The 23,392-nt window shown below is 67.6% G+C and carries 19 protein-coding genes; 2 read left to right on the top strand and 17 right to left on the bottom strand.

Translation table 11 applies throughout. The annotated features are described in order from the left end of the window. Positions 1 to 2: 2 nt before the first annotated feature. The 3 genes from HJG52_RS20065 to HJG52_RS20075 all read right to left on the bottom strand — a co-directional run bounded on the left by HJG52_RS20065 (position 3) and on the right by HJG52_RS20075 (position 2,193). Complete coding sequence (locus HJG52_RS20065) at positions 3 to 578, bottom strand: SAF domain-containing protein (RefSeq protein WP_206071196.1); 576 nt, start codon at positions 576 to 578, stop codon at positions 3 to 5. 143 nt (positions 579 to 721) lie between these two features. Next, on the bottom strand, positions 722 to 1,564 hold the full coding sequence (locus HJG52_RS20070; RefSeq protein WP_171245415.1) for a hypothetical protein: 843 nt from the start codon (positions 1,562 to 1,564) through the stop codon (positions 722 to 724). Between the two features lie 77 nt (positions 1,565 to 1,641). Beyond that, positions 1,642 to 2,193 carry a hypothetical protein gene (locus HJG52_RS20075; RefSeq protein ID WP_171245416.1) on the bottom strand — a complete coding sequence of 184 codons (552 nt, stop codon included), beginning with the start codon at positions 2,191 to 2,193 and terminating at the stop codon, positions 1,642 to 1,644. A gap of 367 nt (positions 2,194 to 2,560) precedes the next feature. Here HJG52_RS20075 and HJG52_RS20080 point away from each other — a divergent pair, with 367 nt between their 5' ends. After that, positions 2,561 to 3,550, top strand: a complete 990-nt coding sequence (locus HJG52_RS20080; protein WP_171245417.1) for a hypothetical protein — start codon at positions 2,561 to 2,563, stop codon at positions 3,548 to 3,550. A gap of 54 nt (positions 3,551 to 3,604) precedes the next feature. Here the strand turns inward: HJG52_RS20080 and HJG52_RS20085 are convergent, their stop codons facing one another. Next, the gene (locus HJG52_RS20085; RefSeq protein ID WP_171245418.1) at positions 3,605 to 4,204 is read right to left on the bottom strand and encodes a hypothetical protein; all 600 of its coding nucleotides are present in this window, start codon (positions 4,202 to 4,204) and stop codon (positions 3,605 to 3,607) included. Positions 4,205 to 4,261: 57 nt separating this feature from the next. After that, positions 4,262 to 4,969, bottom strand: a complete 708-nt coding sequence (locus HJG52_RS20090) for a TIGR02391 family protein (RefSeq protein ID WP_206071193.1) — start codon at positions 4,967 to 4,969, stop codon at positions 4,262 to 4,264. Between the two features lie 11 nt (positions 4,970 to 4,980). Here HJG52_RS20090 and HJG52_RS20095 point away from each other — a divergent pair, with 11 nt between their 5' ends. Beyond that, a complete protein-coding gene (locus HJG52_RS20095) occupies positions 4,981 to 5,283 on the top strand; it encodes a hypothetical protein (protein WP_171245400.1) in 303 nt (100 codons plus the stop codon). 237 nt (positions 5,284 to 5,520) lie between these two features. On the opposite strand, the gene HJG52_RS20100 is transcribed toward HJG52_RS20095, so the two are convergent. The 12 genes from HJG52_RS20100 to HJG52_RS20155 all read right to left on the bottom strand — a co-directional run bounded on the left by HJG52_RS20100 (position 5,521) and on the right by HJG52_RS20155 (position 23,237). Beyond that, positions 5,521 to 9,030, bottom strand: coding sequence for an SIR2 family protein (locus HJG52_RS20100; RefSeq protein WP_171245420.1), 3,510 nt, complete (start codon positions 9,028 to 9,030; stop codon positions 5,521 to 5,523). Positions 9,031 to 9,434: 404 nt separating this feature from the next. Beyond that, positions 9,435 to 11,222 carry a recombinase family protein gene (locus HJG52_RS20105; protein ID WP_171245421.1) on the bottom strand — a complete coding sequence of 596 codons (1,788 nt, stop codon included), beginning with the start codon at positions 11,220 to 11,222 and terminating at the stop codon, positions 9,435 to 9,437. Positions 11,223 to 11,383: 161 nt separating this feature from the next. Beyond that, on the bottom strand, positions 11,384 to 11,575 hold the full coding sequence (locus HJG52_RS20110; RefSeq protein WP_100813451.1) for a hypothetical protein: 192 nt from the start codon (positions 11,573 to 11,575) through the stop codon (positions 11,384 to 11,386). Next, positions 11,572 to 12,180 (bottom strand): hypothetical protein, encoded by a 609-nt coding sequence (locus HJG52_RS20115; protein WP_100813450.1) that lies wholly within the window; start codon positions 12,178 to 12,180, stop codon positions 11,572 to 11,574. Before HJG52_RS20115 ends, HJG52_RS20110 begins: the two co-directional genes overlap by 4 nt. 9 nt (positions 12,181 to 12,189) lie before the next feature. Next, positions 12,190 to 12,654, bottom strand: a complete 465-nt coding sequence (locus HJG52_RS20120) for a single-stranded DNA-binding protein (RefSeq protein WP_100813449.1) — start codon at positions 12,652 to 12,654, stop codon at positions 12,190 to 12,192. Between the two features lie 44 nt (positions 12,655 to 12,698). Continuing rightward, positions 12,699 to 14,516: a type IV secretory system conjugative DNA transfer family protein gene (locus tag HJG52_RS20125; protein WP_171245422.1), complete on the bottom strand. Its 1,818-nt coding sequence runs from the start codon at positions 14,514 to 14,516 to the stop codon at positions 12,699 to 12,701. Continuing rightward, entirely contained in the window at positions 14,513 to 15,103 is a 591-nt protein-coding gene (locus tag HJG52_RS20130; RefSeq protein ID WP_206071194.1) for a hypothetical protein, read from the bottom strand. The genes HJG52_RS20125 and HJG52_RS20130 overlap by 4 nt, the downstream gene beginning before the upstream one ends. 159 nt (positions 15,104 to 15,262) lie before the next feature. After that, a complete protein-coding gene (locus HJG52_RS20135) occupies positions 15,263 to 18,190 on the bottom strand; it encodes a hypothetical protein (RefSeq protein ID WP_171245423.1) in 2,928 nt (975 codons plus the stop codon). A gap of 144 nt (positions 18,191 to 18,334) precedes the next feature. Continuing rightward, on the bottom strand, positions 18,335 to 19,348 hold the full coding sequence (locus HJG52_RS20140; RefSeq protein ID WP_171245424.1) for a DNA-processing protein DprA: 1,014 nt from the start codon (positions 19,346 to 19,348) through the stop codon (positions 18,335 to 18,337). 181 nt (positions 19,349 to 19,529) lie between these two features. Beyond that, entirely contained in the window at positions 19,530 to 21,008 is a 1,479-nt protein-coding gene (locus HJG52_RS20145) for an ATP-binding protein (protein WP_100814290.1), read from the bottom strand. Beyond that, positions 21,005 to 21,787, bottom strand: coding sequence for a hypothetical protein (locus HJG52_RS20150; RefSeq protein ID WP_171245425.1), 783 nt, complete (start codon positions 21,785 to 21,787; stop codon positions 21,005 to 21,007). Before HJG52_RS20150 ends, HJG52_RS20145 begins: the two co-directional genes overlap by 4 nt. A 19-nt stretch (positions 21,788 to 21,806) precedes the next feature. Next, complete coding sequence (locus HJG52_RS20155) at positions 21,807 to 23,237, bottom strand: SCO6880 family protein (protein ID WP_171245428.1); 1,431 nt, start codon at positions 23,235 to 23,237, stop codon at positions 21,807 to 21,809. Positions 23,238 to 23,392 lie beyond the last annotated feature (155 nt).

The raw sequence follows: 23,392 nt of genomic DNA on the forward strand, positions 1-23,392 counted from the left end.
GCTCAGCGCTCCCGCGAGTCGAGGACGAGGGCGACCTTCCCGGTCGCGGCGCGGGCGGCGAGCTCGGCGGCCGCGGCATACGGCACCTGCACGCTGACGACCGTCTGCCCGGTCTGGGCGTCCGGGTGCACGCCGACGACGGTGGCGGCGATGGACCGCTGCTCGCCCTCTGCGACGTCGCCCTGCTGCCCCGGCGTGGCGACGACTCGGACGTGGTCGCCGGCCTGCAGCGGCTCGCCGGGCAGCAGCGCCGGCGGCAGCGAGACGCCGACGACCGAGCTGCCCTTGCCGGGAAGGACTGTCGCGGTGACCGCGTCGGCGGTGACGAGCCCGCCTGCGGGTAGGTCCATGGCGGCGCGCTGCCCGACCAGGCTGTCGAGGGCGGAGGCTGGGACCGGGTTCAGGGCCGGGTCGAGGCTGACCCGCACGACGATGAGGTCGTCGCGGTCGATGACCTCGCCGCGCTGGACCGTCGCGCGGGCCGCGACGACCTCCCGGGCGGTGCTCGTCGAGGTGTACGCCCACACGGCGAGCAGCGCGCCCAGGCAGATCGCCGCGATGGAGGCGACCACGAGCATCGGCCTTCGGCGCAGCTTCGGTGGCGGCGCGATCGGCGCCCCAACGGGGGCTGCTCCTGACCGGCCGGCCGGGCCCATTGCGGGTGTGGTGGTTGCGGTGTGCGTGCTGTTCAGTGTCGACATGATCCCCCGATCGGCTGGCGCTACTGCGACAGCACCTGGGCCTCGCCCATCGTGATGGTCGTGGTCTGTGTGAAGTTCAGCGGGATGGTTCCGGACAGACCCATGCCGGACCAGTCCACGGTCCAGTACGAGGTGGCCCGGACGGTGTAGGCGCCTTGGCGGGTGTAGCTGTGCCCGCAGTCCGGGCTGGACTGGCGGCCAGCGGAGTCCGCGTACGGGGTGCCCGCGCCCCGGCAGGTCACCACGGAGCCGTCGCCCATCTGCCAGACGACCCGATCGGCCTTGGCGACGGCGGTCACCGAGAACCCGCCCGCCGACGCGGTGCGGGTGATCGGCCCCAGCGTCGACCGGCCGGGGTCCTGGACCCACATCCAGGTCGGCATGCCGATGATCCCGACCCTGCCGGCCACCGGCTCGGGCACGATCCCGATCGACACAGCCCGCAGCCGCATCTGCGCGATCGCGGACCGCGCCAGCACCCGCGGGTCCGGCGGGGCGGCAGGCCCGGCAGGCGGGGTCACCGCCCAGCGGTACGTGATCGCAATGCCGCCGATGGCGGCCACGAGCGGGTCATAGCACTCGTAGATCGCGCCGTCCGTGTGCCCAGACCAGCGCGGGTCGCTCTTCGGTGGCTGCGGGGCCACCGGCTTGACGTAGCAGCCCCAGCTGTTGCTCCACCACGACGCGCCGTCCCGGCACGGCAGCTCGTCTCCGTTGGCGTTGACACACGCCTTGGGGCCCCCGCCGCCGCTCTGCCCGCCACCACCTCCGGGTCGTGGCGACTTCGGGTCTCCCGGGTCGGTGACAACGATGGTGCAGACACCACTCTGGGGGTCCAGCTTCGACGGTGGCGGGCATGTCACCGGATCCGCTGCTGATGCAGGCGAAGCGGCGAGCAGGCTCAACGCCAAGGCAACGGTGGGAATCAGGGAGGCACGTGTCAGCATGTCTCCACCGCCTCGTCCTTGATCACGTAGAACGCGCCGTCCGTCCCCCGCTCGACCACGAAGGTGTAGCGCACTCGAGGCGAGCGGTTCGCTGCGACGACGGACTTGCCGTCCTTGTCGACGAGGTTCGTCTTGCTCACGTCGATGCACGTGTCGACGGTGAGCTTGCCGCCAGTGGACGCCGCCTCAGAGGAGACGATCGTCGTGCTGCCAATCTGTCTGTGTCCCTGACGACGCCGCTGGGTCAGCAGCTCCCGCCACGTCTCCAGGCTCTGGTCCCGCGCGACAGTCGTGAGCTCGTCCAGGCTCCGCTTCGGGTCGGCGCCCAAGGCATCAACCAAGCCCCAGAGTCTCGCGACGGCAGCCTCCGCGCCGGCCAGCTGTGGATCGGCGGCGGTCGTCGACGACGTCATGGCCGTTGGCGTAGCGGTGGGCGGCGGCGCAGTCGTGGTCGCCGACGGCGCCTCCGGGTTCGTGCACGCCGCGGTCGCCAGGACGGCGGCGATCGCGACTCCGACGACGGCCCGTCGGGCGTGGATGGTCATGGCATCTCCTTCAGGTCTCATGTGGCCTAAGGCGGGGATGTTCCTGCGGGCGATCACCTTGGTCCAAGGGATTTCTGCTCGCACGGGCAGCGGTACGTGGATACGGCACCTGTCGAATCGCTGCTTCGGCCCTCCCGGAGCTCGGCGCGGGCCCGCTCGGATGGTGGAGAACGGGCCTACTCGCTGTCTGCCGCGCCCAGCCCACCACACAACGGCCGGATGCGCTCGTCGAGATCGACCGTTCCACAGGGCCGCCCGGGTCAGCCGGGTTATCCACAGGTCGCTCCGACCGTGTGCCGGCTCAACTGCCCTTCGGGCCCTATGGAGCGACAGACCTATCGAGACCTGTCCGGTCAGGAGGCACCACATGTCCGAGAAAGCCCGACACCCTCAGTCCCAGCGCCACCCCGACCGGGTGCCCACTGATGCCGCTGCCGTCACCTTGACGGCCGCGGCGGCGGTCATGCCGACACTGCTGTCCGCCCAAGGGATGATCTCGGTCGGCATCGACGTGCTGCGCCTGACCGCCGCTGTCGCCGTCGCCCTGGCCGTGTTCCTCGAGCTCGCGCTCGTCTCCTCCGCGCTGTTGGCCCGATCCGCCGTCCTACGCGGCCGGTCCGCGCGAGCCGACCTGATCTCCACGTGGGTGTTCTCCACCGTCAGCGGCTCCTTCTCCGCGGCGCACGAGCTCGTCGGACAGCCCGACGCCCACGGCGTCACCACTTGGCAGCTCGACGCGCGCTCCGCCCTCGCGGCCGCCGTCCGTGTCGCCGCGCCCCTGGTCGCGGCGTGGCTCTGGCACCGCATCCTGACCGGCGACCGACACAGCAGCGACAGCGCACCGACACGCCCCGAAGCCAGACGACACCGGCTCATGCTCGCCGTCGCCACGGCCGCGCTCGACCTGCAGCGCACCCGACAGGCCCGCCCGGCATCACGCGCCGCACTTCGCGCCCGCCGCCGCCTCGACCGACGCCACCGCGCGCTGCTGCGACACGTCCCCGCCACCGACCACCGACTGTCCGGACAGCTGTCGCTGTGGCTGACAGAGGTCGGCCGAGTCCACCACCTCGACGCACAGCTCACGCCCGAGCCGACCCCGCTCCCCCGCGTCTCGGCGGACACCCCACGCGACAGCGAGCTCGACACCACCGACACCTCTCCCTCGGCCGACGACCCGGCCGCCCGCCTGGCAGTCGCCGTCGCCCTCGTCCGACGCGACGACACCGTCAGCGGACAGGACGTCGCCGACGCCTTCACCCATCGAGGCTGGCCCGCGACACCGCGAACCGGCCAACGCTGGCTCGCCAAAGCCCGCGCCTCCCTGGCAGTCACCCCCTCCTCTCCGCCCGTCTAGAGCCAGTCGGAGAGTCGTCCCCCGCGGAAACCCCCCGCGGCGCTGGCGCTGCCGTTAGAGCCCCAGCTCCTCGCTGGCTGCCTTGAGCACATCCTGCAGCCCCTCTTCCTCCACGGTGCTTAGGTACCACGAGGCGGGTCGCGCCCTTCTTTCGAAGGCCTCCGGGTCGCGGAGCCAGTCCAGGGTCGCCCCGGATAGTGCCCAAGCCGCTATTGCAGTCGGCTGCCAGTCCACTAACTCAAGTCGGAGTTCCCGGCCCTTGGCAGGCTCTTGGTCCTGTGGTTTCGCTGCCTTCTTCAGTGCCCCGAATTGCTCTCCGAACAGTCGGCCAACAAAACTCTCGACTAAGGAAGCTAGGTGCGGGGCTAGGTCAGTCGATCGAGCCATGAGCAGGGTGCTTAGGAACAACAGCCGCTGCCCCTGTGTCATGTCGAACCGGTTCGTCGACAGCGCCAGCCCGTGCTCCCCTGCGGTCCGGTGCACCTCAACGGCGAGTTCCTCCAAGTGCTGACGCCGTCGCTCAAGTCGCTGCCGTGCGCTTTCGCTGCGGAACGTGGTCCACGCCACGAGCCCGGTGATAAGCCCACCGATTGCGGTACCGATCAGCGTGTCGACAATGGCCACATTTCCCCCGCACGTCGTCTTGCTAGTCATCGCACCGTAGACCAGGGACCCGACACTCAAACCGCCCGACCGGTCCGCGTTGTTGCTCTACCCGCTTCTCCGTGCCTGTGCTCGCTGCACGATACGAAGTAGAAGATCCGCCAACTGGATCACCTCGGCCGCCTCCACCGGGTCATCGAAGCTGACCGTGCGATGGCTGGCAGGGTTCTTGTAGGCGCCGATGGCGCCGGCGAAGAGGTCGGCTGTCGCCTGCTGTTCGCCGCCCTCGGCCCCGGGGTCCCTCAACGCACCGTCCTTTGGACTGAACGCCTTGCGCATGAGCGCAACACCCAGGAGCTCGTTCGGCAGGCCCGCCACCCTGCGCACCTCGACTTCGACCGCCTTCATCGCCGCAAAGGCGGCAGTCTCGAAGTCTCCGAGCGCGAAGTTCGAGCGGGCGGGGGACAAGGCAGGGTGAAGCTCACCCGCGAGACGATCCGCCGCCCACACCTTCGCCACAGCGTTCGGGTCCTCGATAACCTCACGGCCGAGGGCCGTAAGACGCTGCCACATGCCACCCTGCGGATTCTGCGCGGACGGCCCGATCAGTGCGTGCGCCTCTAGCCACGCCCAAGCGTCCGACAAGCGCGCGAGCAGCGAATCCATGTCGGGTGGCTGAGCGGCCCCATACCCGCCGGCATTGCGTAACCCCTGAATCAGGTTGTTGAAGTTGGCCTGCTCGCGCGCCAGAGATGCGAGAAGTTTCAGACTTAGATCGGGCAAGGGAAGGCCGCGGATCTCATCGTGGGAGAGCATGCCTGAAGGGTATGTCCCCGCTCGCTGACGAGACGCTGAAGTGCGACCGCGTCGTAGGCCCCGGCCAAGCGGCATTCCGCCGCTGTGCCGCGGCGTTCGCCACCCATGCGACCGCCGTCATAATCGCCGTCCGCCTCGTGCCCTACCTGCGCGAGGCCGGACACACAGCCACCTTCGCCGCCGCAGCCACCGGCTCCCTCGGCCCCCTGTCTGACACCGGCCGACTCATCCTCTCCGGTGCCGTCCGACGGGCCCCAGCGGCTCACGCGGCGACCGTGTCCGAGATCCAAGACGTGGGACCCCGAAGTGGATGAACATACCTTTTCTGGTTCCGTCATGGCCGGTGTGGCCGAGTACGCGAGAGCACGAGGAGGGGCTCGCGGGCGCCCGACTTGGCGGCGGTGTGGGGCGCGTCAGGACGGGGCCGGCTTGACCAGAGTGTTGTCCTCCCGGGCTTAACGTCCCGGCCTCCGTCGCCGACACCGCTCCGCCTGGGCAGGAAGGCCCCTTGACGGGCCACGCGATAGCGGTGCCTTATGTGGGACGGCACCTCAATCGAGCCTGATGCCCAAGTGCAGTGCGGCCTCGCGAAGAGCGTCCCAGTTGCCCGGAGTGGTGACCAGGTACTGCAACTTGGGCCCGAGGTCGTAGTGCCCGTAGAAGGGAGCTGACGTGTTCTTCATCAGGTGTGTGAGGAAGCGGCCGACCTCGCTCGGCTGAGTTGTTTGGAGGCTGTCGGATACATAACGAGACACGTCAGCGTAAGGGCCGAGGCCCGCGTTAGTGGCGAGGACCAAGGTGACCGCGGAGGGGAAGTCGTCGATCGAGACGTTCGGGGCCAAGGCGGCGAAGGCGTCAGCTTCGTCGTTTGCCAGGGTCACCGGGTCGCCTTGGGTCCTGCGGCGCCAGTACGGAGCCAGCCACCCCCACCACACAGCTGCGCGACCGGCATCGTCGTCGAGTTCGCGGAGTTCCTCCGCGACGCTTTCGAGCCACTGAACCCGGTCATCCACGCGTGCCTTGCTCGTCATCTTGTCGACCCACGTGTCTGCCGAAGGAGCCTCGCAGCGCACCGCGATGGAGGCGAGCATCGACGCCCACCGGTGCCGCTGGTCCTCAGCGAAGATATCCAGGTGATCGACCGTCTCCAGCAGACCGTCAAGGAGGCCGTCCGCGACCAGGCCGGTGTTCCAGCGCGCGAAGGTCAGTACGCCCCACCAAAACGGTTCGGCGGTGAGTTGGTCCGACCAGTCCCGCAGGGGCAGGACGTGCGCCCGGCACCATGCGCTGTCGGCGGAGTCTAGGAAGTGCAGGCGGCCGGCGATCTGGGTCAGCGCGATCGCGCCCCGTTCGGTGCGGTCTGCCAGTGCGCCCTCGAGGAACGTGCGGTCCAATTGGCCGATCCCGCGCCATGCATCCACGGGGCCTGCGGCCGCCCAGCGGCGACGGAACATCTCGAACCAGAACTCCATCAACAGCCCGGTAGGCGCGTTGATGGTTTGGCTGATCCAGTCCCCGTCGTGGGCGGCTCCGGGTTCGAAGACGTCGTCGGTCTGGGTCGCGTTCCACGCGTGCTCGGTGAATTTGTCAGTGGACGACGCCTTCTCCCACCGTGCGCCGTCGCTTCGGTAGGCGTGGATCAAGAACTGGCCGACGCCGTCAATCACCGGCTTCAGCTCGATCTTGGCCAGGATGTTCATGATGGCCTCTGCGTCGTCCTGCTCCACGGCGTGACCCCAGGCAGAGATGACCGCGCCCTGCAGGTCCGGGTGCTTCGCCAGATGCGGCCAGAGTTCAAGGCCCGCCGATGCGCGGCTCTTCACGGTTTCGCGGAGCATGGCCATAGCGTTCTCGCGGCTCGACTCGCCGGGGCGTGGGAACGTGCGCTCCTCGAAGCTCATGACGAACTCGACCGCATCTGCGGGGTTCTCCACGATGCGCTTGTCGAACTCGTCCACCGTTAGTGGGCGAGGACCGTCGCCGGAGCCGATTTCCATCCAGCTGGTCATGCCGGGATATGGCGAGCCACCAATGCCCCGCGGGAGCTTCCCTCGCAGATCCGCCAGACCCTCAGCCAGGTTGGTGTTCGCCACCTTGTTGCGTTCGAGCCACTCCAGCCGTGAGAACGCGGTGTGAAGGTCATGTTCGTTGTCGCTCTCCGGGACCCAGGCACGCACCAGTCGGTCGACGAGCTCCGATGATGCGCCCGGCGTGGCACTGCCCAGCAGATGCATGACCTCCTGGCTCACGCCTTCTCCGGCCTGGAGATCGTGATCGAGGACGAACCGCACGAGGTCGTCTGAGGTTGCGTCGGGAGCGGCGCCTGCGACGTGCACGGCGATGCGGTGCAGCATCACGTGGTCGCTGGCCAGCCAGCGTTCGATCAGGCGCCCCACGGACTGTTCGTCGGTGGCCCACAGCGCGACCGCCGAGTCCCGCACCGCATCGATGACTGCATCAATCGGGTCGCGGTAGTTGTCTTGCACGTGGGGCTGTAGGGCAGACCGCCGCCGGAGAGAGCGTCGTTCAGGCCCGAGTTGGGCCTCGAGGTTCAGATGCTTCAGGAGAGCTGCCTCGACGACCGGGAGCACAACCGGCGCCAGCCTTTCGATGTCAGAGCGGTACTGCTTCTCCCAGGCCTCATCGAGCCAGTGCAGCTTGCCACGAGTCTTCACACCCATCCGCATGTTGCCCCATCCGCTCTCCGGGGCCGGGTAGGCATCCATCAGATGCGCCAAGAGCGCCAGCGCTAAGTCCTGGTCTTCGCTCACGTTGGCCCACCGGAGCGCGTAGTCGAGAAAGTCCGGTACGCAGCCGGAGTGCTCTTGGTCCATGAGGACCCACAGCCACCGGAGAACGTGCGCCGGCCGGGGATGTTTGAACGCGTGCAAGCTCCGCGCCACCGCGTTCCATGCCGCTGAACTGAGAATCCCACCGGCCTCAGCGAACGTTGTCCACGCCAAAGCGCTCTGCCGATGTTCGTCGTGAATGTCCGCGTCGTCCCGGACTGCGTACTGGTCCGCGAACCAGTACGCGAGTCGGTCGGTCACCTTGCTCGGCTGGGCAGCCCGGTCGAACAGTCTCTTGAACGGCTCCTGCGTGGCAGCCCAGCGCAACCAGACGTTGTCCGATGCGAACTCGCAGAAGAAGTCGACCCGGTCCTCGCGCCGGAGCGAATCCTCCAGATAGGAAAGCTCATCCGGGTCCGGTTCGGCCGCGGTCGACACCAGTTCGCGGATTCGCTGCCGATGGTCCAGCAGTCCCCTGTCTCCGTGATCCGCCCACGCGACGAGGCATCGGGTCAATGCCTCGTGCTCACCCTCCGGATACTCGACCGCTGTGATGAGCAGACGATCCCAGATCGCGTCATCAGGTTTATCTGTGAGCACGTACCGCTGCGCCTTGGGTCCTAAGCCGAGGCCTAGGTACTTCATGACGACGTCCGAGTGGCTGTACCCGACAAAGAGGACTACGTACTCGTGGAACATCCGTTCCAGGAATCGGGCCGCCCACGCGCTGTGGAAGTAGGCGCCGCTGAAGTCCCTGTCGGTCACGACCAAACGCCGCGCGTCGTCCTGCGCCGACCCATGTAGATACACCAGCCCTTCGAAGTCGTGTCCGAGCGGCATTGCCGGCGCACGAAAGACCTCGAGTGGATGCTCTGGGTTCTCGTACTCGCGAAGCCTCCCCTCCAAGTGGCGGTCGTAGTTCGTCGTGACCACCCTTGTGGTGAACTTCGTCGCGATTCGAGCCAGCGCGTCGTGGTTGAGGTTGGGCAAGGACCCGTCCCGCGTCACGATGCGCTTCACATGCCCGTGGACGTCAGCGCCTTCGCCCTGGTCGAGCACGTCCATGAACGTGTCGAGCTGAGATGTCCACTGCATACTCGTGGGGTTCAGAGGTGACTGGAGTCGCTCAGCGACCTCCTTCGCCAGTCCAAGGAAGCTCGGCAGATCCGATGGCGCAGCCATCGACACCCCTGCGCCCGTAAACAGCACCAAGCGCCCTTCCTCCCACGCTGAGATAACCGCCGCGGGAATCTGCACACCACCGAGAAGCATGCGCTCAGTGTTCCAGTCCCTATCGGGGCCGCGTCATTGGGCGAAGTGACGCGGCCCCACAGGGGGCTCTCAGGGCGCGCGGCCGCAATGAATGGAGGCCGCCTTCGAGAACGCCGTGGCGGCTCGGCGCAGACGCGGCCGTCTGCCCCTGGTTGCGTTCGGCGCGCCGGGCACGGATGTGGGCATGGCGGGCGACAGCGATCTCGCCCGGGGGTCGGTCCAGATGCCCGGCGCGCACGGGGCCGCCGGTGCGGGCAGACGATGGCCGCGGCGTCTGCTCTCGCCTGACGCTCGGCATGCCCAGCTGTACGCCCTCAGCTCGATCGCCGCGGGTGCTGTCAGGCCTGCCGGCTTGGAGTTCGGGGTGAGGAGGCGATGGCCGGATATTGGCCGGGTACACGCGGTCAAAGCCCGTCCTGAGGGGCCGGTAGCGGTTCAGGGAGGGATTGAGGGGCAAGGAAATTCGCCTTGTAAGGGGACCGGGTCCGCCCTTTTAATCCGCCGGTCGTCGGTTCGAGCCCGACGGGGCCCACCCAAGTGTCGATGTTCAAACTTGCGACATCCGCAGGTTTGACATCCTCCCCCGCGCGCACGCTGGCCTCATAGGCCAGCGCTGCCGCGTGGACTGCCGGATCGAGCAGCGTGTCGAACGGTTCACCCGGTTCCGCTTCCACCCGGTCGGCGTTCTCGACCTCGTAGACGTGGATGCGCTCGAAGAATGCTTGGTTGCAGATGCGTCGGAGTGAGTCATCGATGCTCATGTAGATCGCGTGCATGTCACCAGCGAGGGCGAGGCAGTCTTCGAGGTGCGCTTTGGCCTGGTCGTACTCGATCTGGCCTGCGTCGATCTGCGCGTCGAGGAACGCGAGCCGGCGTGCGATGCGGTCCTGTTCTTCCATGAGGAGGTCCAGCGGGACGGCGCCGGCGTGGTGGGCGTGGAGCAGGCTTCGGCGTTCGCCGCGGAGCCGGTCGCGCTCGACGGCGTGGGTGTGCCGTTCTGCTTTGTTCGCGGCGTGGAGGTCATCGAACTGGCGCACGAGCATGTGCCGCAGGGCGGTGACGATGTGCTCGGGTATCTGCACGCGCCGGTAGTAGTCCTCGACCTGTCGTTCGATGTGCTCGATCGGCATGGCCTGGCGGACACAGTTCGTGCGCTTGGAGTGTCGGCCTGCGCAGATGAAGTATGGGTAGACGATGCCTTTGCCGTTCTTTGCGTGGGTGACCATCAGACGGGAGCCGCAGTCGCCGCAGTACACGGAGCCTTTCAGGTAGTGCTCGTGGGTTTGGGTCTTCTCCCCGGACACCTGGTGCGCGGTGAGGACGTTCTGCACCCGGTACCAGAGCTCCGCGCTCACCAGCGGTTCGTGGAGTCCGTCGTAGCGGGCGCCACGGAAGATCACGTCGCCCTTGTAGTACGGGTTGGAGAGCATCTGCTGGATCGTGGACAGTCCCGGCGCCTTCGCAGGCCGTTTCGGGGTCGGCACGGTCGTGAGGCCCCGGTCGACAAGTTCGCTGTGCAGCATCGAGGTCGAGTAGTTCCCCGTCGCGTACGCCTCGAACGCCCATCGCACCAAAGCAGCGCGGTCGGTATCGGGGATCACGGTGGGGATGTCGCGGCCGAGCTCGTCGCGCTTGTGGACGTTGAGGTAGCCGATGGGGGCGCGACCGACGGTGCCGCCGGTGGCGGCTTTCTGGGTCATGCCCTTGGCAACCTCGTTGGCGAGGTTGCGGGAGTAGAACTCCGCGATCGTGGACATGATGCCGTGCAGCAGCATCCCTGACGGGGTCTCGTCAATGTTCTCGGTCGCGGACACGAGGATCACGCCGGCGTCTTTGAGCGCGAGGTGGATCGCTACGTCGTCGGCACGGTTGCGGGCGAGCCGGTCGACTTTGTGGACGATGCAGTACGCGACCTGGTGGGTCTTGACGTACTCGATCATCTGCATCAGCTCTGGCCGGTCGGCCTTGCGTGCGGACTCGCCTGCGTCGATGAACTCCTCCACGACGATCGCGTTCAGATCACGGGCCTTGCGGAGGTTCGCATCGCGTTGCGCGGGGATCGAGAATCCCTCGTCACGGCCACCGCGCTCAGCCTGCTCCTTGGTGGAGACGCGGAGATAGGACACGGCAAGAGTGGTGGTCTCACCGAGCCGGTCGATGCTGGTGGGTGGCGCTGGGGGTGCCAGAGTCATGAGTCGTGTTTCCTCTCACCGGAAGGGTGGGAGCCAACGCGACGGCGAAGCGTCACGCGGTGCGACTCGTAAACGGGAAACACGTCCGCCGGTACGAAACCGGGGTAAGCCACAAGGGCAAAGAGACTGCGCACCCGGCCTGGAGGCCGTGGCGTCGGGTTCTATTCTACGTTGCCGGGCTCAGAACGCCCAGGATCGGCGTCATCCGGCGTGGGCGCGTCGTTCGCCTTCGACTTGCTGACCGCCATGCCGAGGAACACCTGCGCGAGCTTGTGCAGGTCAGGTTGACTGCGCGGCATCGCTTCGACGGTGAAGCGTCGATCCTCACCCCGCCTGCGCTCACGCCTGCTCACGGCACTTCTCCCGTGCTCAGGACAAGACCTGCGATGAACTGATCCTCGGCACGCCGCCGCGCTTCCACATCAGCGTGCATGTACTCCACGAAGTCTTCCTCGCGGTTCGGGATCACGATGTCATCGATGGGGTCGGTGTCGCGTTCTCCGGGCCAGGCGATGCGGCGGGTGGGGCGGTCGGTGGTCAAGCGCGTGCCGCAGGCGGCGGTCCAGTGCCGGAGGCGTTCTTGGGCTTCGGTGAAGTCGCGATGCCACACGAGCATCGCGGAGCCTTTTGCTTCGGGGTGGATCGCGCACAGCCAGTGGATGTGCAACGCGGACAGTTCCCACACCAGTGCCGGGTGGCGGTGCCAGAACGGCGGGCAGACGGCGACGGGGAGGCCGTAGGTGTGGCGCAGCCAGTGCACCCATTCGTTGAGCGCGAGCCATTCTTCTTCTGCGGCGTCGGCGGTGAGGAGATTCCAGTTCACCGGCCCCGGCGGACCCGCCATCCCCTCATCCTCAGCGGTGGAGGGTTCGGTGTCGGGGTCGTAGCTCTCATCGAACTCGTCCTCCGCCACTTCGCCCGGATCAACTTCGCCCGTGTCGGGCAGTTCATCGACCATGATCCGCTCTCACCTCCCGACCGCGGTTGCACCAGCGGGCGCGCGACGCCGAGCATCCGTGGACAGTGCAGCGTCCTCGAACCCGGCATCCAGTGAGTCGGCTTCCGGTGTGCGTCGGGGACGGTCGACGGTGTAGCGGGTGCGGGCGAGGTCGTGCCCGAGCTTCTTCGCGACGAACTCCTCGACCTTGACGGTCTGCCCAGTGTCGTCGGTGCGGTCGTAGTGGTGGGTGTAGCCCTCGGCGACGAACTTGTCGCCTTTCGCGAAGCGCTGGTGGGCGCGTTCGGCGGTCTTCCGGAACGCGACGAGGTCGTGGAAGGTGGTCTCGGTCTGCGTGAACGAGCCATCGTCTTCGCGGCGGTAGTGTTCCTGCCCGATCTTCACGAACAGTCGCGCGTCACCTTTCTCGGTGAACGATAGGTGCGGTTCGGAAGCGATGAACCCGGACAGGGACTCTTGCGTGTGGATAGCCATTGGACCCTCCTCGTGACAGCGGCACCCCCGGTCGGGGTGCTCTGTCACTCAGGTGCGCCCACCGCCCCCTCATCACCCGCGGATGCCGGAGAGCCGGTTTGCAGCAGCTCCTCCACCACGCGCCGCTGCCCCTGCAGCTCGCTCGCGTCCTTGCGGCGCGTCCAGGCACGCAGTTTCGCGACGATCGGTGGTGCGGCGCGTAGCAGGATCAGGCCGGTGCCGAATGGGAGGGTGCGGATCACGTCGGGCGGCATGATCGATACCCGGCGTATGGAGCGTTGCGCGGTGCGGGAGCCGTGGTCACCGATGGTGGTGGAGTCGGTGATCTCGTCGCGTTCACCGATGAGGGTGGTGAGGTCTTGAAGGTCACGCGAGTTGGATGCGCCGCCCAAGATGATCTTCACAATGCTGGCGTCCCAGATCGCGCCTGCCGCGTTATCCGACCACTTCTCCCGCGCCTGCGCGAGCGATTGCAGTACCGGCATCGTCGTGATCCCCGTACCGCCACCTTCTGCCATCAACGTCGGAAGCGACGGCAACGGGGCGAGGTTGCCGATCTCATCCAGCGCGAGCAGCAGCGGCGGGTCGAGGCGGGCTGCGGGTGAGCGTGCGGCGAGGCGGCGTGCGGCTTCGACGAGGTCTTCCACGAATGCTGACACCAGCGCGGAACTGTTGTTCGCCCCCGCACCTGTCGCGAGCAGATACACGGTGCCGCGCTTGCGCAGAAACTCCTCCGGATCGAAGCGTTCCTCGGGGCCGGGGCTGACGGCGTCGAGGACGCGGGGGTCTGCGAGGGCGGCAAGGGAGAGGGACACGCCTTGCCAGATGGAGTCGCGGGTTCTGGGGTCTGAGTCGATCATCGCCTGCAACGAATCCGCCCACCCGGTCGCGGCTTTCGGGTGTCCGGTGAGGATCGCGACTGCATCGGATGCTGCGGCGGGGTCGAGGGTCCACCGGAACAGCTCGGCAGGCGCACGCTGGTCGAGGGCTGCGGCGTGAAGCAGTGCTTGGAGGGCGGTTCGGGTCTTCCCTTCCCAGAAGTCCCCACCCTCGACACCGCCAGCAGAGAGACCGGTGCCGGCGGCGAGTCCGGTGGCGCGGATCATCGCCGTCAGCGGGTCTTCGCATCCCCGGATCGGTGACCACCGTAAGCCTGCGGGGATGCCTTCGGCGAGGTGCTGCGGGTCGAACACCGCCACCGGCCGCCCTTCCGCACTTCGTGCTTTCAAGGTGGCGGTGAGGTTGTCGGGGCGGGTGGAGGTCGTGACGACGGCGCCGGGGGCGTCGAGGATCGCGTTGATGACCACATGCAGCCCCTTCCCCGAACGTGGTGGCCCGATCAGCAGGATCGAGTCCTCCACGCTCGCCCACACGCCCACATTCCTCGATGCGCCGAGGAGGTAGCCGACATCGGTGACAGCAGGCTGCTGGATGGAGGGGCGGAGTTGCCCGGCGCGACGTAGCAGTGCTTTCTCTGAGGCTGCGGTCGTGACGTCGGTGCGGGTGGCGATGCCGACGATCCGGTACGGGTCGACCTTCGTCTGCCGTGCGTGCTCACGGAAGAACCGCCACACCCACCACCCCGCACTACCGACCGCGACAATGAGAGCACCGGCGACGACCCAGTACGCCACCGGATTCAGCCCGTCGGCGCCAAGCGCGCTGCCGGGGTCTGCGGGGTGCAGGAGCACGCCGAGGCCGGCTTCGATCCCGCCCGCCGGCTGCGCGATCCCGGTGACCCAGGCGGTGATCGTGCCTGCGACGCGGAGGATGACGGCGAGGACGGCGGCGGCGATGAGGGCGATGATGCCGAGGTTCGCCAGTTCATCCCCAAGCGCCCCACCCTGCCGCGGCGTGCTCATTGGATTCGTCCGATGCTGAGGGTGCCGGAGATGCGGCCGAGGAGGATCACTTCACCCGTCACCGCCAACGCGGCCTGCTCTGCGGTGAGGAGGGTGCGGGCGGTGCCGTCGCTGCTGGCGTCGGTATGGGCGTGGATGATCGCGACGGCGACATCCTCACCCGGCACGAACCCTGCCCCTGCCACCTGATGCAGCACCGGCTGCGCGGCCCGCACCGGAGGCGAAACCACAGCCACCGGTGCCGGGGTGTCCCAGGGTTTCGGGGTCGGGCGTTCGCGGGGTGGAGTGATGATGTCGGTGAACGTTGACCCATCGGCCTCGTGTACCTGCACGCGCAGCGGCGACCGGTATCGGGCGGTGAGGGCGTCGAGGATGGTCGGGAACGCTTCGCGCCGCCACCCCGGAGCGAACGGCTCCGGCAGATATGCCGCCCCGTCGACCGTGACCGTCATCGCACCATCAGCGGTGATGGTGAACTCCACCACCGGCACCACGACCGGCCCTCCCACATCAGACTTCGGCGGCTTCGGCGCTTTCGGGGGTTGGTGGTCGGGGTGGGTGCGGCGGTAGCGGGGCTTCGGCGTCACAGGGCAGTTCCTCTCGGTGGAGTGCAGGGGTGTCGCCAGGCAGGTGCGCCCGCACCGCCCCCGGAACGCAGGTGGGAGGGCACGAACCTGGGGGTGGTTCGTGCCCTCCCGTGCCGACCCGCCCTCGGTTGGGGGTGTCGGCGGGTCGGCAGCCTGTGGTTAGTCCTCCTTTGCTCCCTCGAACTGGGCCTTGAACTCCTCGAACGACAGGTCCTCGTCACGGACGTATCCGGCGCGGTCGCGGGCGATCGCGAGGCGACGCCCGAACAGCAGCACCCCACCGGTAACCGCAGCGATCAGCCCACCGGCAAGACCGATCGGCCACCAGCCCCCGCCGCCGGTGTGCGCAAGCTCACCCGGCGTGCCCGGCTCCTCCGGGGTGTCGGTGACGGTGGTGGTCTCATCTGGTGCGCCGCAGACCCCACGGTGCAGGATCGTGCCGTCCTCATCGGTGATGGTCTCCACCCAGTAGTAGGTGCCAACGCGGTCGAAGATCACCTCGTCGGAGCGATACTCACCCGGCCCGTCGAGATCAATCGTGGTGGAGGTGAAGACGAGTTCTTCCGGGGTGCAGATCGCGGTGTCACTGTCCTGCCGGTACGCCTCGAACACCAGACGTGCCCCGTTGGGGACGGTGCCGGTGACGGTGGCGACATCATGCGCCGGATCACCGAGCTGCACGGTGGGGACGGCGTTCGTCTTCACGATCAGGTCCTCCGGCTGCTCCTTCACCACCGTCGTCTCACCGGGTGCACCACACACACCCTCGGCGATGATTTTGCCGTCGGCGTTGTAGAGGGATTCGACCCAGTACACATTCCCCGGCTCAGTGACGGTGGTGGTGCCGGAACGGTAGACACCGGCCTGAGTGACCGGGATCTCATCGCTCTCGTAGAACGGCACCTCACACACGGCCCCAGCGTCTGCCAGGTGGGGTCCGTAGGCGCGGAACACCAGATAGGCACCGTCGGGAATCTTCGTCCCCTGCACGAGCGCGGCATCCGAGAACGGTTCACCGACGAACGCTTCCGGTGTCGCCTGCGTCACCACCGTCACGGGGATGTCTGTGCCTGTGGGTGGGACGTAGAAGCGTTCCAGCACATCCGCCGGAGACGACGCATACGGCTGCACCCGGTCGTCGCCGGTGAAGGTGGTGACGAGGACGTAGAAGCCGGGCTCGGTCGGCACGATCTTGTCCTCATCCGTGTACCCGAGCTTGTAGACCCCATTCCGTGCCGGCGTCGTGAGCTCCGCCAACACCGGAGCACCGCTGAGATCGAGATCATCGGTGAGTTCCGTATCTGACGCGAAGGGTCCGTAGACGGTGTGATGGAGTTCATCGACGTCGGCGTTCCAGTAGCCGTCGCCGGTGAAATCGCCGTGGTTCGCCGGGAACCCGGTGACGGTGATCACATCGAAGGCGCGTCCGCCGGGGTGCACGTTGTACTCCCGCATCAGCGAGGTCACCGTGACCGGCCACCGCACCGACGTCGTCTCCACACTGATTCCGTACTCGTCGGCCCAGTCGGCGGCGAGGTAGTCGCGCACCCACTCCGGCTGCGACGACTTCTTGACCTCCCACACCCAGGTCACAAACCCGCCCGTCGGGGCAACCACCTGTGGGGACGTGTACACGCCGGGGCCGCCTGCGGTGACCGTGACGGTGCCGAGCGGCACCGCGTTCGGGTCGATGCCGGTGTTCTGTGCCGGGGGCAGCGTGCCGGGCACCTGGTAGGCGGTGCCCTCGAACACCACCGGAATGTGCGCGCCGTCCTTCTTCAACCACGCACCATTGCCGCTGCTGACGGTGATCGAGTCCGTAAGTGCATCACCGGGAACGGCGAGACGCTGATCCGCCTGGGAGACAGCTTCGGGCTGGAACGGCACCACCGACGTCTCGGTGACTTGCCCGAAGCGGTCGGTGAACGAGTCGGTGAGGTACTTCGCGTTCTCACCGTGCGCGGCCTTGTCGATGCTCCACACCCACGTGTAGAACCCCGATTCCGGCGCAACGATCGTGCCCGGCGAGGTATACGACCCCGCACCCGTCAACGTCACCGTCTCGACGCCTGCGACCGGGGCTCCGGCAGGTGGAGTGTCGGCTTCGGCGGGCTGCTCATTGAACGGCCCATACAGGGTGCCGGTCGCCGTCACCTCAATCGGTGAACCATCGAGGTGAATCCAGGTGCCCTTCGACACCGACACGGTGAGCCCATCCACGAACGCATCACCCTCGCTGACGTAGCGGGAGGCGACCTGGGTGGTGATCTCCGGCTGGAAATCCAACTCGATCAGCGGCGACTCCGCCGACGCCGACAACCCGGTGGATGACCCGGCGACGGCGGCGATCAGACGCTGCGCGCCGGGGGTCGTGTAGAGATCGAGCGCGGCACCGTACCCGGCCGCGGCGATGTTCATCGACGCGCCGATTCGGTAGGACGGGACACCGTCTGCGGGGGTGCCGGTGAACGGGTGCGTTCCGGCGCCGATCGTGCGTGCCGATGAACCGTCGGCGAAGATCGCATCCGACAGGGTCGCTGTGCCGGTGAGTCCTGCGGGGTGGGTTGCGACGGTGAGGGTGCCCGCGTACTGATCCGTCATGTCCAGGCTCAGGGATAGTGAGGGGTCGGTGACGGCGTAGACGGCGGCGTTCTGGCGCATCATGTCCAGGTTCGCGAGGATCGTGCCCCGCTCGGATGCTGGCGCCCGCCCGACGTAGTAGATGTCGCCTGACATGCCGTGGGAGTTGTAGGTGCCGGCGCTCGTGATCGACCATACGAACAGAGCGACCGCCGCAGTCGTATTCGGGTCACTGGACTGCCCCCACCGATCCAGCACATAGTTCAGTTCCGCGAGCTGCTGCCGGGACAGCGAATCCAGTGACGTGATCCGCTCCGGCCCGTAGGTCTGCGCGAACGGTGAATCGGCATCGAGGTCCGCGCAGTACGCCTGCCTGCCATCAACGTCGGTGTTGTAGGCACCGAGGAACCCGTTCCCGATGTCGTACCCGACACCGAGACTGCCCGCATGAGCCTGCGGCGCATTCAGTGCGAGCGACCCGGCCAGCAGGAACAGGGCCAGCAGCACCGAGAGCCAGCGCCGTACCCCCGTTCTGGGTGGCGCAGCCTCCGGCTGCGTGATGTGGGCGAGTGATCCTGACACGAGATACCTCCTGGTGTTGTCCATCAGCGACACGAGCCGGTCGCCTTCACACCAGGTGCACCACCGTCCTCACCGGCCCAGGCTCGGCCCCTCACGCTGAGCAGAGGGAGTCGGGGTGTCGAGGGGGGCGGCCTCGAGCCCCGCGGTGCGGCGCACGGCCCGATGAGCTCCATCCCGCACCCCGTCGAGGAGGCTGCGCACATCGTCGTACCCGGTGATGACCGTGGCGAGGCCATCACGCAGCAGCCGGTGACACCCCGCGGACGATGCGCTGGTGATCGGGCCAGGGATCGCCCCGACCGGCCGGCCGAGCTCTGCGGCGCGGGCAACAGTGTGGAGGGTGCCGGAACGATACCCGGCCTCCGCAATGAGGGCGGTGCCGGAGAGCGCCGCGAGAAGCCGGCCTCGTTGCAGGAACCGCCACTTCGTCGGCGCCGCACCCGGCGGCAACTCCGACAGCAACAGCCCGTCCTTGCCGACCCGGGTTAGCAGATCAGCGTGCCCTGCCGGATACGGCCGATCCAGGCCCCCCGCGAGCACGGCGACTGTGGAACCACCGGAGGCGAGCGCGGCACGGTGCGCGGCACCATCGATCCCATACGCGCCGCCGGAGAGCACCACGCGGGTGTCGGCGACTGCCGACTGCACCAGCTCCGTCGTGACGTGCTCCCCATACCCGGTGGACGCCCTGGCGCCGGTGACAGTGAGGCGATCCCACACCGGACGGCTCAGCAGCCCCGTGTTGCCTTTCGCCCACAACGCCACCGGTGCACGATCGCCAAGCGCACCGATCCCGGCAGGCCATTCGGCATCGCCAGGGATCAAAACTCGCATCCCGTGCCGCTCCGTCTCGGCAAGCACCCGTCGCGTCTGCGTCGCGTCGATTCGGGGTGCGAGGCGGCGCTGCCAGGTGTCACCATCCGGCCCCACCGGGACTTGATCGGCGAGGACGCGGGCGATGGTCTCGGATGCGCCGACGGTGCGGATCATCCGCCCCGTCACCGCATCTCCCGGTTCGGACGCGACCGAGAGGATGATCCTCGCAGTGCGCTCCTCTGCTGCCAGCTCGTTGATCGTGTCCATCAGTGCTGCTCCCTCGGTCATGGCGTATCAATCGAGGGATAGGTGCGAACCAGCACGCCGAGACAGTCACCGCGAGTGCGTTGGCAGGTGCGGGAACTTGCACCCTCATAACGACCCGCAGATCGGCTGAAACTGGCGGAATGACGCGGAAGCAGGGTTCAGGAATCCTGAACTCGAGCGTTTAGCCCTTCATCCTTGCTGTGGTGTCGAACGCGGCGAGCTCGGCCGGGTGGAGTTGGTGCTGGACGACGAAGGAGCGTTCTTTGATGCGCCAGAGTCCTTGCCCGGTGCCGAGTCCTGGGAGGAGTTTCTGTTCGGTGCCGGTGAGGCCGAGGGCTGCGGCGGTGGCGCCGAGCTGGTCGGGTTCTTGCCGGTAGATGATCCTCGTCTCAGCGTTCGCCAGAAGCGAGTTCGCGAGGGCGCGCATCGCGGAGCCTTGGTCGCCGACGTTGTCGAGGTCGGTGAGTTTGTGGAAGATCAGCATGTTCGCGATCCCGTAATGTCGCGCCAACCGCCACTGTGCGTCCATGCGGCGTAGGAGTGCGGGGTAGGCCATGAGTCGCCAGGCTTCGTCGTAGATTACCCACCGGTGCCCGCCGTTCGGGTCCATCAGCGCCGACTCCATCCACGCGCTTGAGCAGGTCATCAGCACCGAGATCAATGTGCTGTTCTCCGCCACCCGCGACAGATCCAAGCTCACCATCGGCAGCGATGGATCGAACCGCACCGTCGATGGCCCATCGAACAATCCCGCAAGATCACCCGCTACGAGGCGGCGGAGGGCGTGGCCGACGAGCCTGCCGTCCTCCGCCAGCCGGCCATCCGTGTCGGTCGCAGGATCGGGGTTCAGGATGCGGTCGACCACCATCGGCAAGATCGGTACGTCAGCGGTGCGGACAGTATCCCTCAGGGCGAGGTCGATCGCGGTGTGCTCCAACGGTGACAGCACCCGATCCAGCACGGTCTCTGCGAGCGCGCCGATGAGTTCCCGGCGGCGGGACGCGACTTGCGCCGCCCATTCCGCATCGCTCACCCCAGACGGGCGGTGGCCCTCATCGAGCGGATTGAGGCGGTTGCGGAGCCCATGGCCGAGGACGATCGCCCGCCCGCCAACGGCCTCCGCAACCGCCGTATGTTCACCCTTCGGGTCACCGGGCACATACACGCGGCGTCCGAACGGGATCGACCGCGTATAGAGGCTTTTGGCGAGTGATGATTTGCCGGACCCGACGATGCCAGCGAGGACGATGTTGGGTGCGGTGATGACACCACGCGCGTAGAGGGTCCAGGGGTCGTAGACGAATGAGCCGCCCGAGTAGAGATCCTGGCCGATGAACACCCCGTCGGCGCCGAGGCCGCCTTCGGCGAGGAACGGGTACGCGCCCGCGAGCGTCGCAGACGTGTCCTGATGCCGCGGCAACCGCAACCGCCCCGGCGTCCGCAACGCCGCTACCCCTGGTTCGCCGGCGGCGGGTAGGTAGGTGGTGTTGCGGCGTTCGGCCCGCTCCGCCGCGACCCGTTCACGCTCCGCCGCCTGCTCAGTGCGGCGGGCGTTGGTCTCGATCTTCGCGGCGGCGTGCTTGCGTGCTCTCCGCTGCTTGCGGCGTTCCCCGGCCGGTTCGACCAGCGCCGCGGTATGGAGCTTCTGCCGATCGCTCACAGTGCTCGCCCCCGAGGCACTGACGAGGACTGCGACGGTGCGAACCAGTCGTCTTCCTCTTCGCCCATCGGTGCGTGCCTGCGCGACGGTGGACGGCTCGGCGTTGTCCTCGCCGACGGAGCCGGAGCATCCGGCTCTCGTGTTTCCGGGTGTGCGCGGAGTAGGGATACGTGCCCGTGGTCGTGGTTGTAGGTCAGGGTGTAGACGCCTTCGGTGGTGGTGTGGTCGAGGGGGCCGGTGGGGATGGTTTCGTAGACGTATCCGTTGACGAGCGCGGCCTGCGTGGTCTCCTCGCCCATGTCGAACCCGGCCAGGTGCTCGATCGCCGCATCAGTGCCGTCGCGGTCGATGATCGTCAGCACCTCGTCGGCGTCCTGGCCTTGCAGGAACACCACGCTCACCCACCGCGACATCGCCCCCGGTGCTGTGGGGGCGGGATGCCAGGCGATCCGCCCCGAGGCAGCCATTGCCGCATCCACCCGGTCGTGTACCCCATCCAGCAGCGCCGCGGCCTGCTGCAGTTCCTCGGTCGCGGTGAGAGCGTAGGTCGCACCGGCGGTCTGATCCCCGGCGTCGTCGTGCGCGCGCACCCGGTTCGTGAGGTGGGTGGTGGCGAGTTGGTCGAGCACTTGCCGGAGGGAGCGCACCCCGGCGAGAAGATCACCGAGCACCGTGTAGGTGTCGGCGGGGTCCTCGAACACGCGGGAGGCGTGCGCGAGCCCTCGGAGCGCTTCGGACGCTTCCGCCGCGTCGACGGTTGGGTTTTGGAAGGTCGGCATGACGGGCTCCTACTCGTTCTCAGACGGTGCGGCACAGCGGCAACGCTGCGACGGTGAAGGCTTGGGCCTGCTGCCCGACGAGACGCCGGGTCTCACACGAGGCTTGGATGGCGGCCTGCTCGACTGCTGCGACGGCAGTGTCGAGTTCTTCCGGAGATGGGGCGGAGATGCTGATGAGGCCGGTGTAGCGGAGGACGCCGTGGCCGGCGGTGAGGTCGGCTTCTTGTTGGAGTACGTCACCGTATTCGGCGGTTTGGGAGGCGTCTTCGATCTGCCCCATCTTCTGCCGTTGCGCGGCATCTGAGATCAGTTCGGTCTTCTTCTTCCTGATGTCGCGTGCTGCCTGATCCGACCGGATCGGTGTGCATACCAGTGAGAACGATCGTTGAATCCCTGACGACAGCAACACCGGGGCGAGGAACCCCGGATACACCTGTGACCTCGGCCACTCGCTGATCCACAGCACTGCATGGTGCGCGGAATCCGATCTGAGCCGATCCCACGACTCGGTGACTGCGACCGGGCCTGCGGTTGCAAGGGAGCGGCCGATGTCGGTGTTCCGTTCGAGGATCGCGGCGGTGGCGGGGTCGTAGGCGGAGCGGAGGATCACCGCGACCTGTGCGGGGGTGAGCCACCCGGTGATCGTGAGCTCCGCCGCTCGCAATGCCGTCACCAGCGTTGTCATCTCCTGACGCAGGACGGCGGCGGCACCTTTGATGCCGCCGCCGTTCGTGCGGACTTGGCGGGCGGCGGCTTTGAGGTCGAGGGCGAGGCTGATGGTGGTGGCGTGGCGTTCCCCGGCGGGACCGGCACGGTCGATGAGTTCCCGGTAGACGGTGGAGGTCCAGGAGCCGTCATCGGTGCCGTGGCGTTGCCACCATTCGACCAGCCCGGAACCCCCGTCAGGGAGGGTGCGTTCGCACACTTGCAGGCGGGCGATCCGCCCGGACCGGCAGGTGGTGGCGAGCACGCGTCCCCAGGTGGCGACGCGGCGTTCCTGCTCGCCGGGATCGAGGAGCACGAACGCGGGATGTGAGACGCCGACGATCGCGGCAAGGGTCTGCGCGTGCGGGTCGTGGATCATCGCCGCCCCCGTCTCCGGGTCCTCCCACTCCCGAAGCGACGCCGCATCACCCGGAAGAGCGAGCGTCCCCGCAGGCCGAGGCTTCACGACCCGCCGCCGGAATACCGTCTGCCGTGCCTGCGTGCGAGCGACCCACCGGAAGGTGACGGGCACCCACTCGACCAGTTTCCGACCCCCGACCGGGGTCCAAGCGAGGGCTGCGCAGAGGAGCCAGATGGGTGCGGTCCAGGCCAGCAGCATCCCGCCGCCGGCGTAGAGGGCGCCGACGATGGAGAGGACGCCTGTGGCGAGGGCGATGAGTTGCGGGAGGGAGAGGCCGAGGAGGATGCCGCGGCGGGTGAGGCGGGAGAACTGCACCGCCCGCAGCCCAAACCCTGCACTGCTCGTGTTCTGCTGAGCGAGGTGCGTCTGAGTAAATGCACCAGTTGGCGGTTGAAATACCCAGCCAGGAGGCGGTGCTCATGGGTGATCCTGGCGGTGTTCTCGGCGGGTGGCAAGTCGGGCACGCCGGGCGTTGTCGA

The organism is Knoellia koreensis (assembly GCF_013041615.1).
GTDB classification, from domain to species: Bacteria; Actinomycetota; Actinomycetes; order Actinomycetales; family Dermatophilaceae; genus Pedococcus; species Pedococcus koreensis.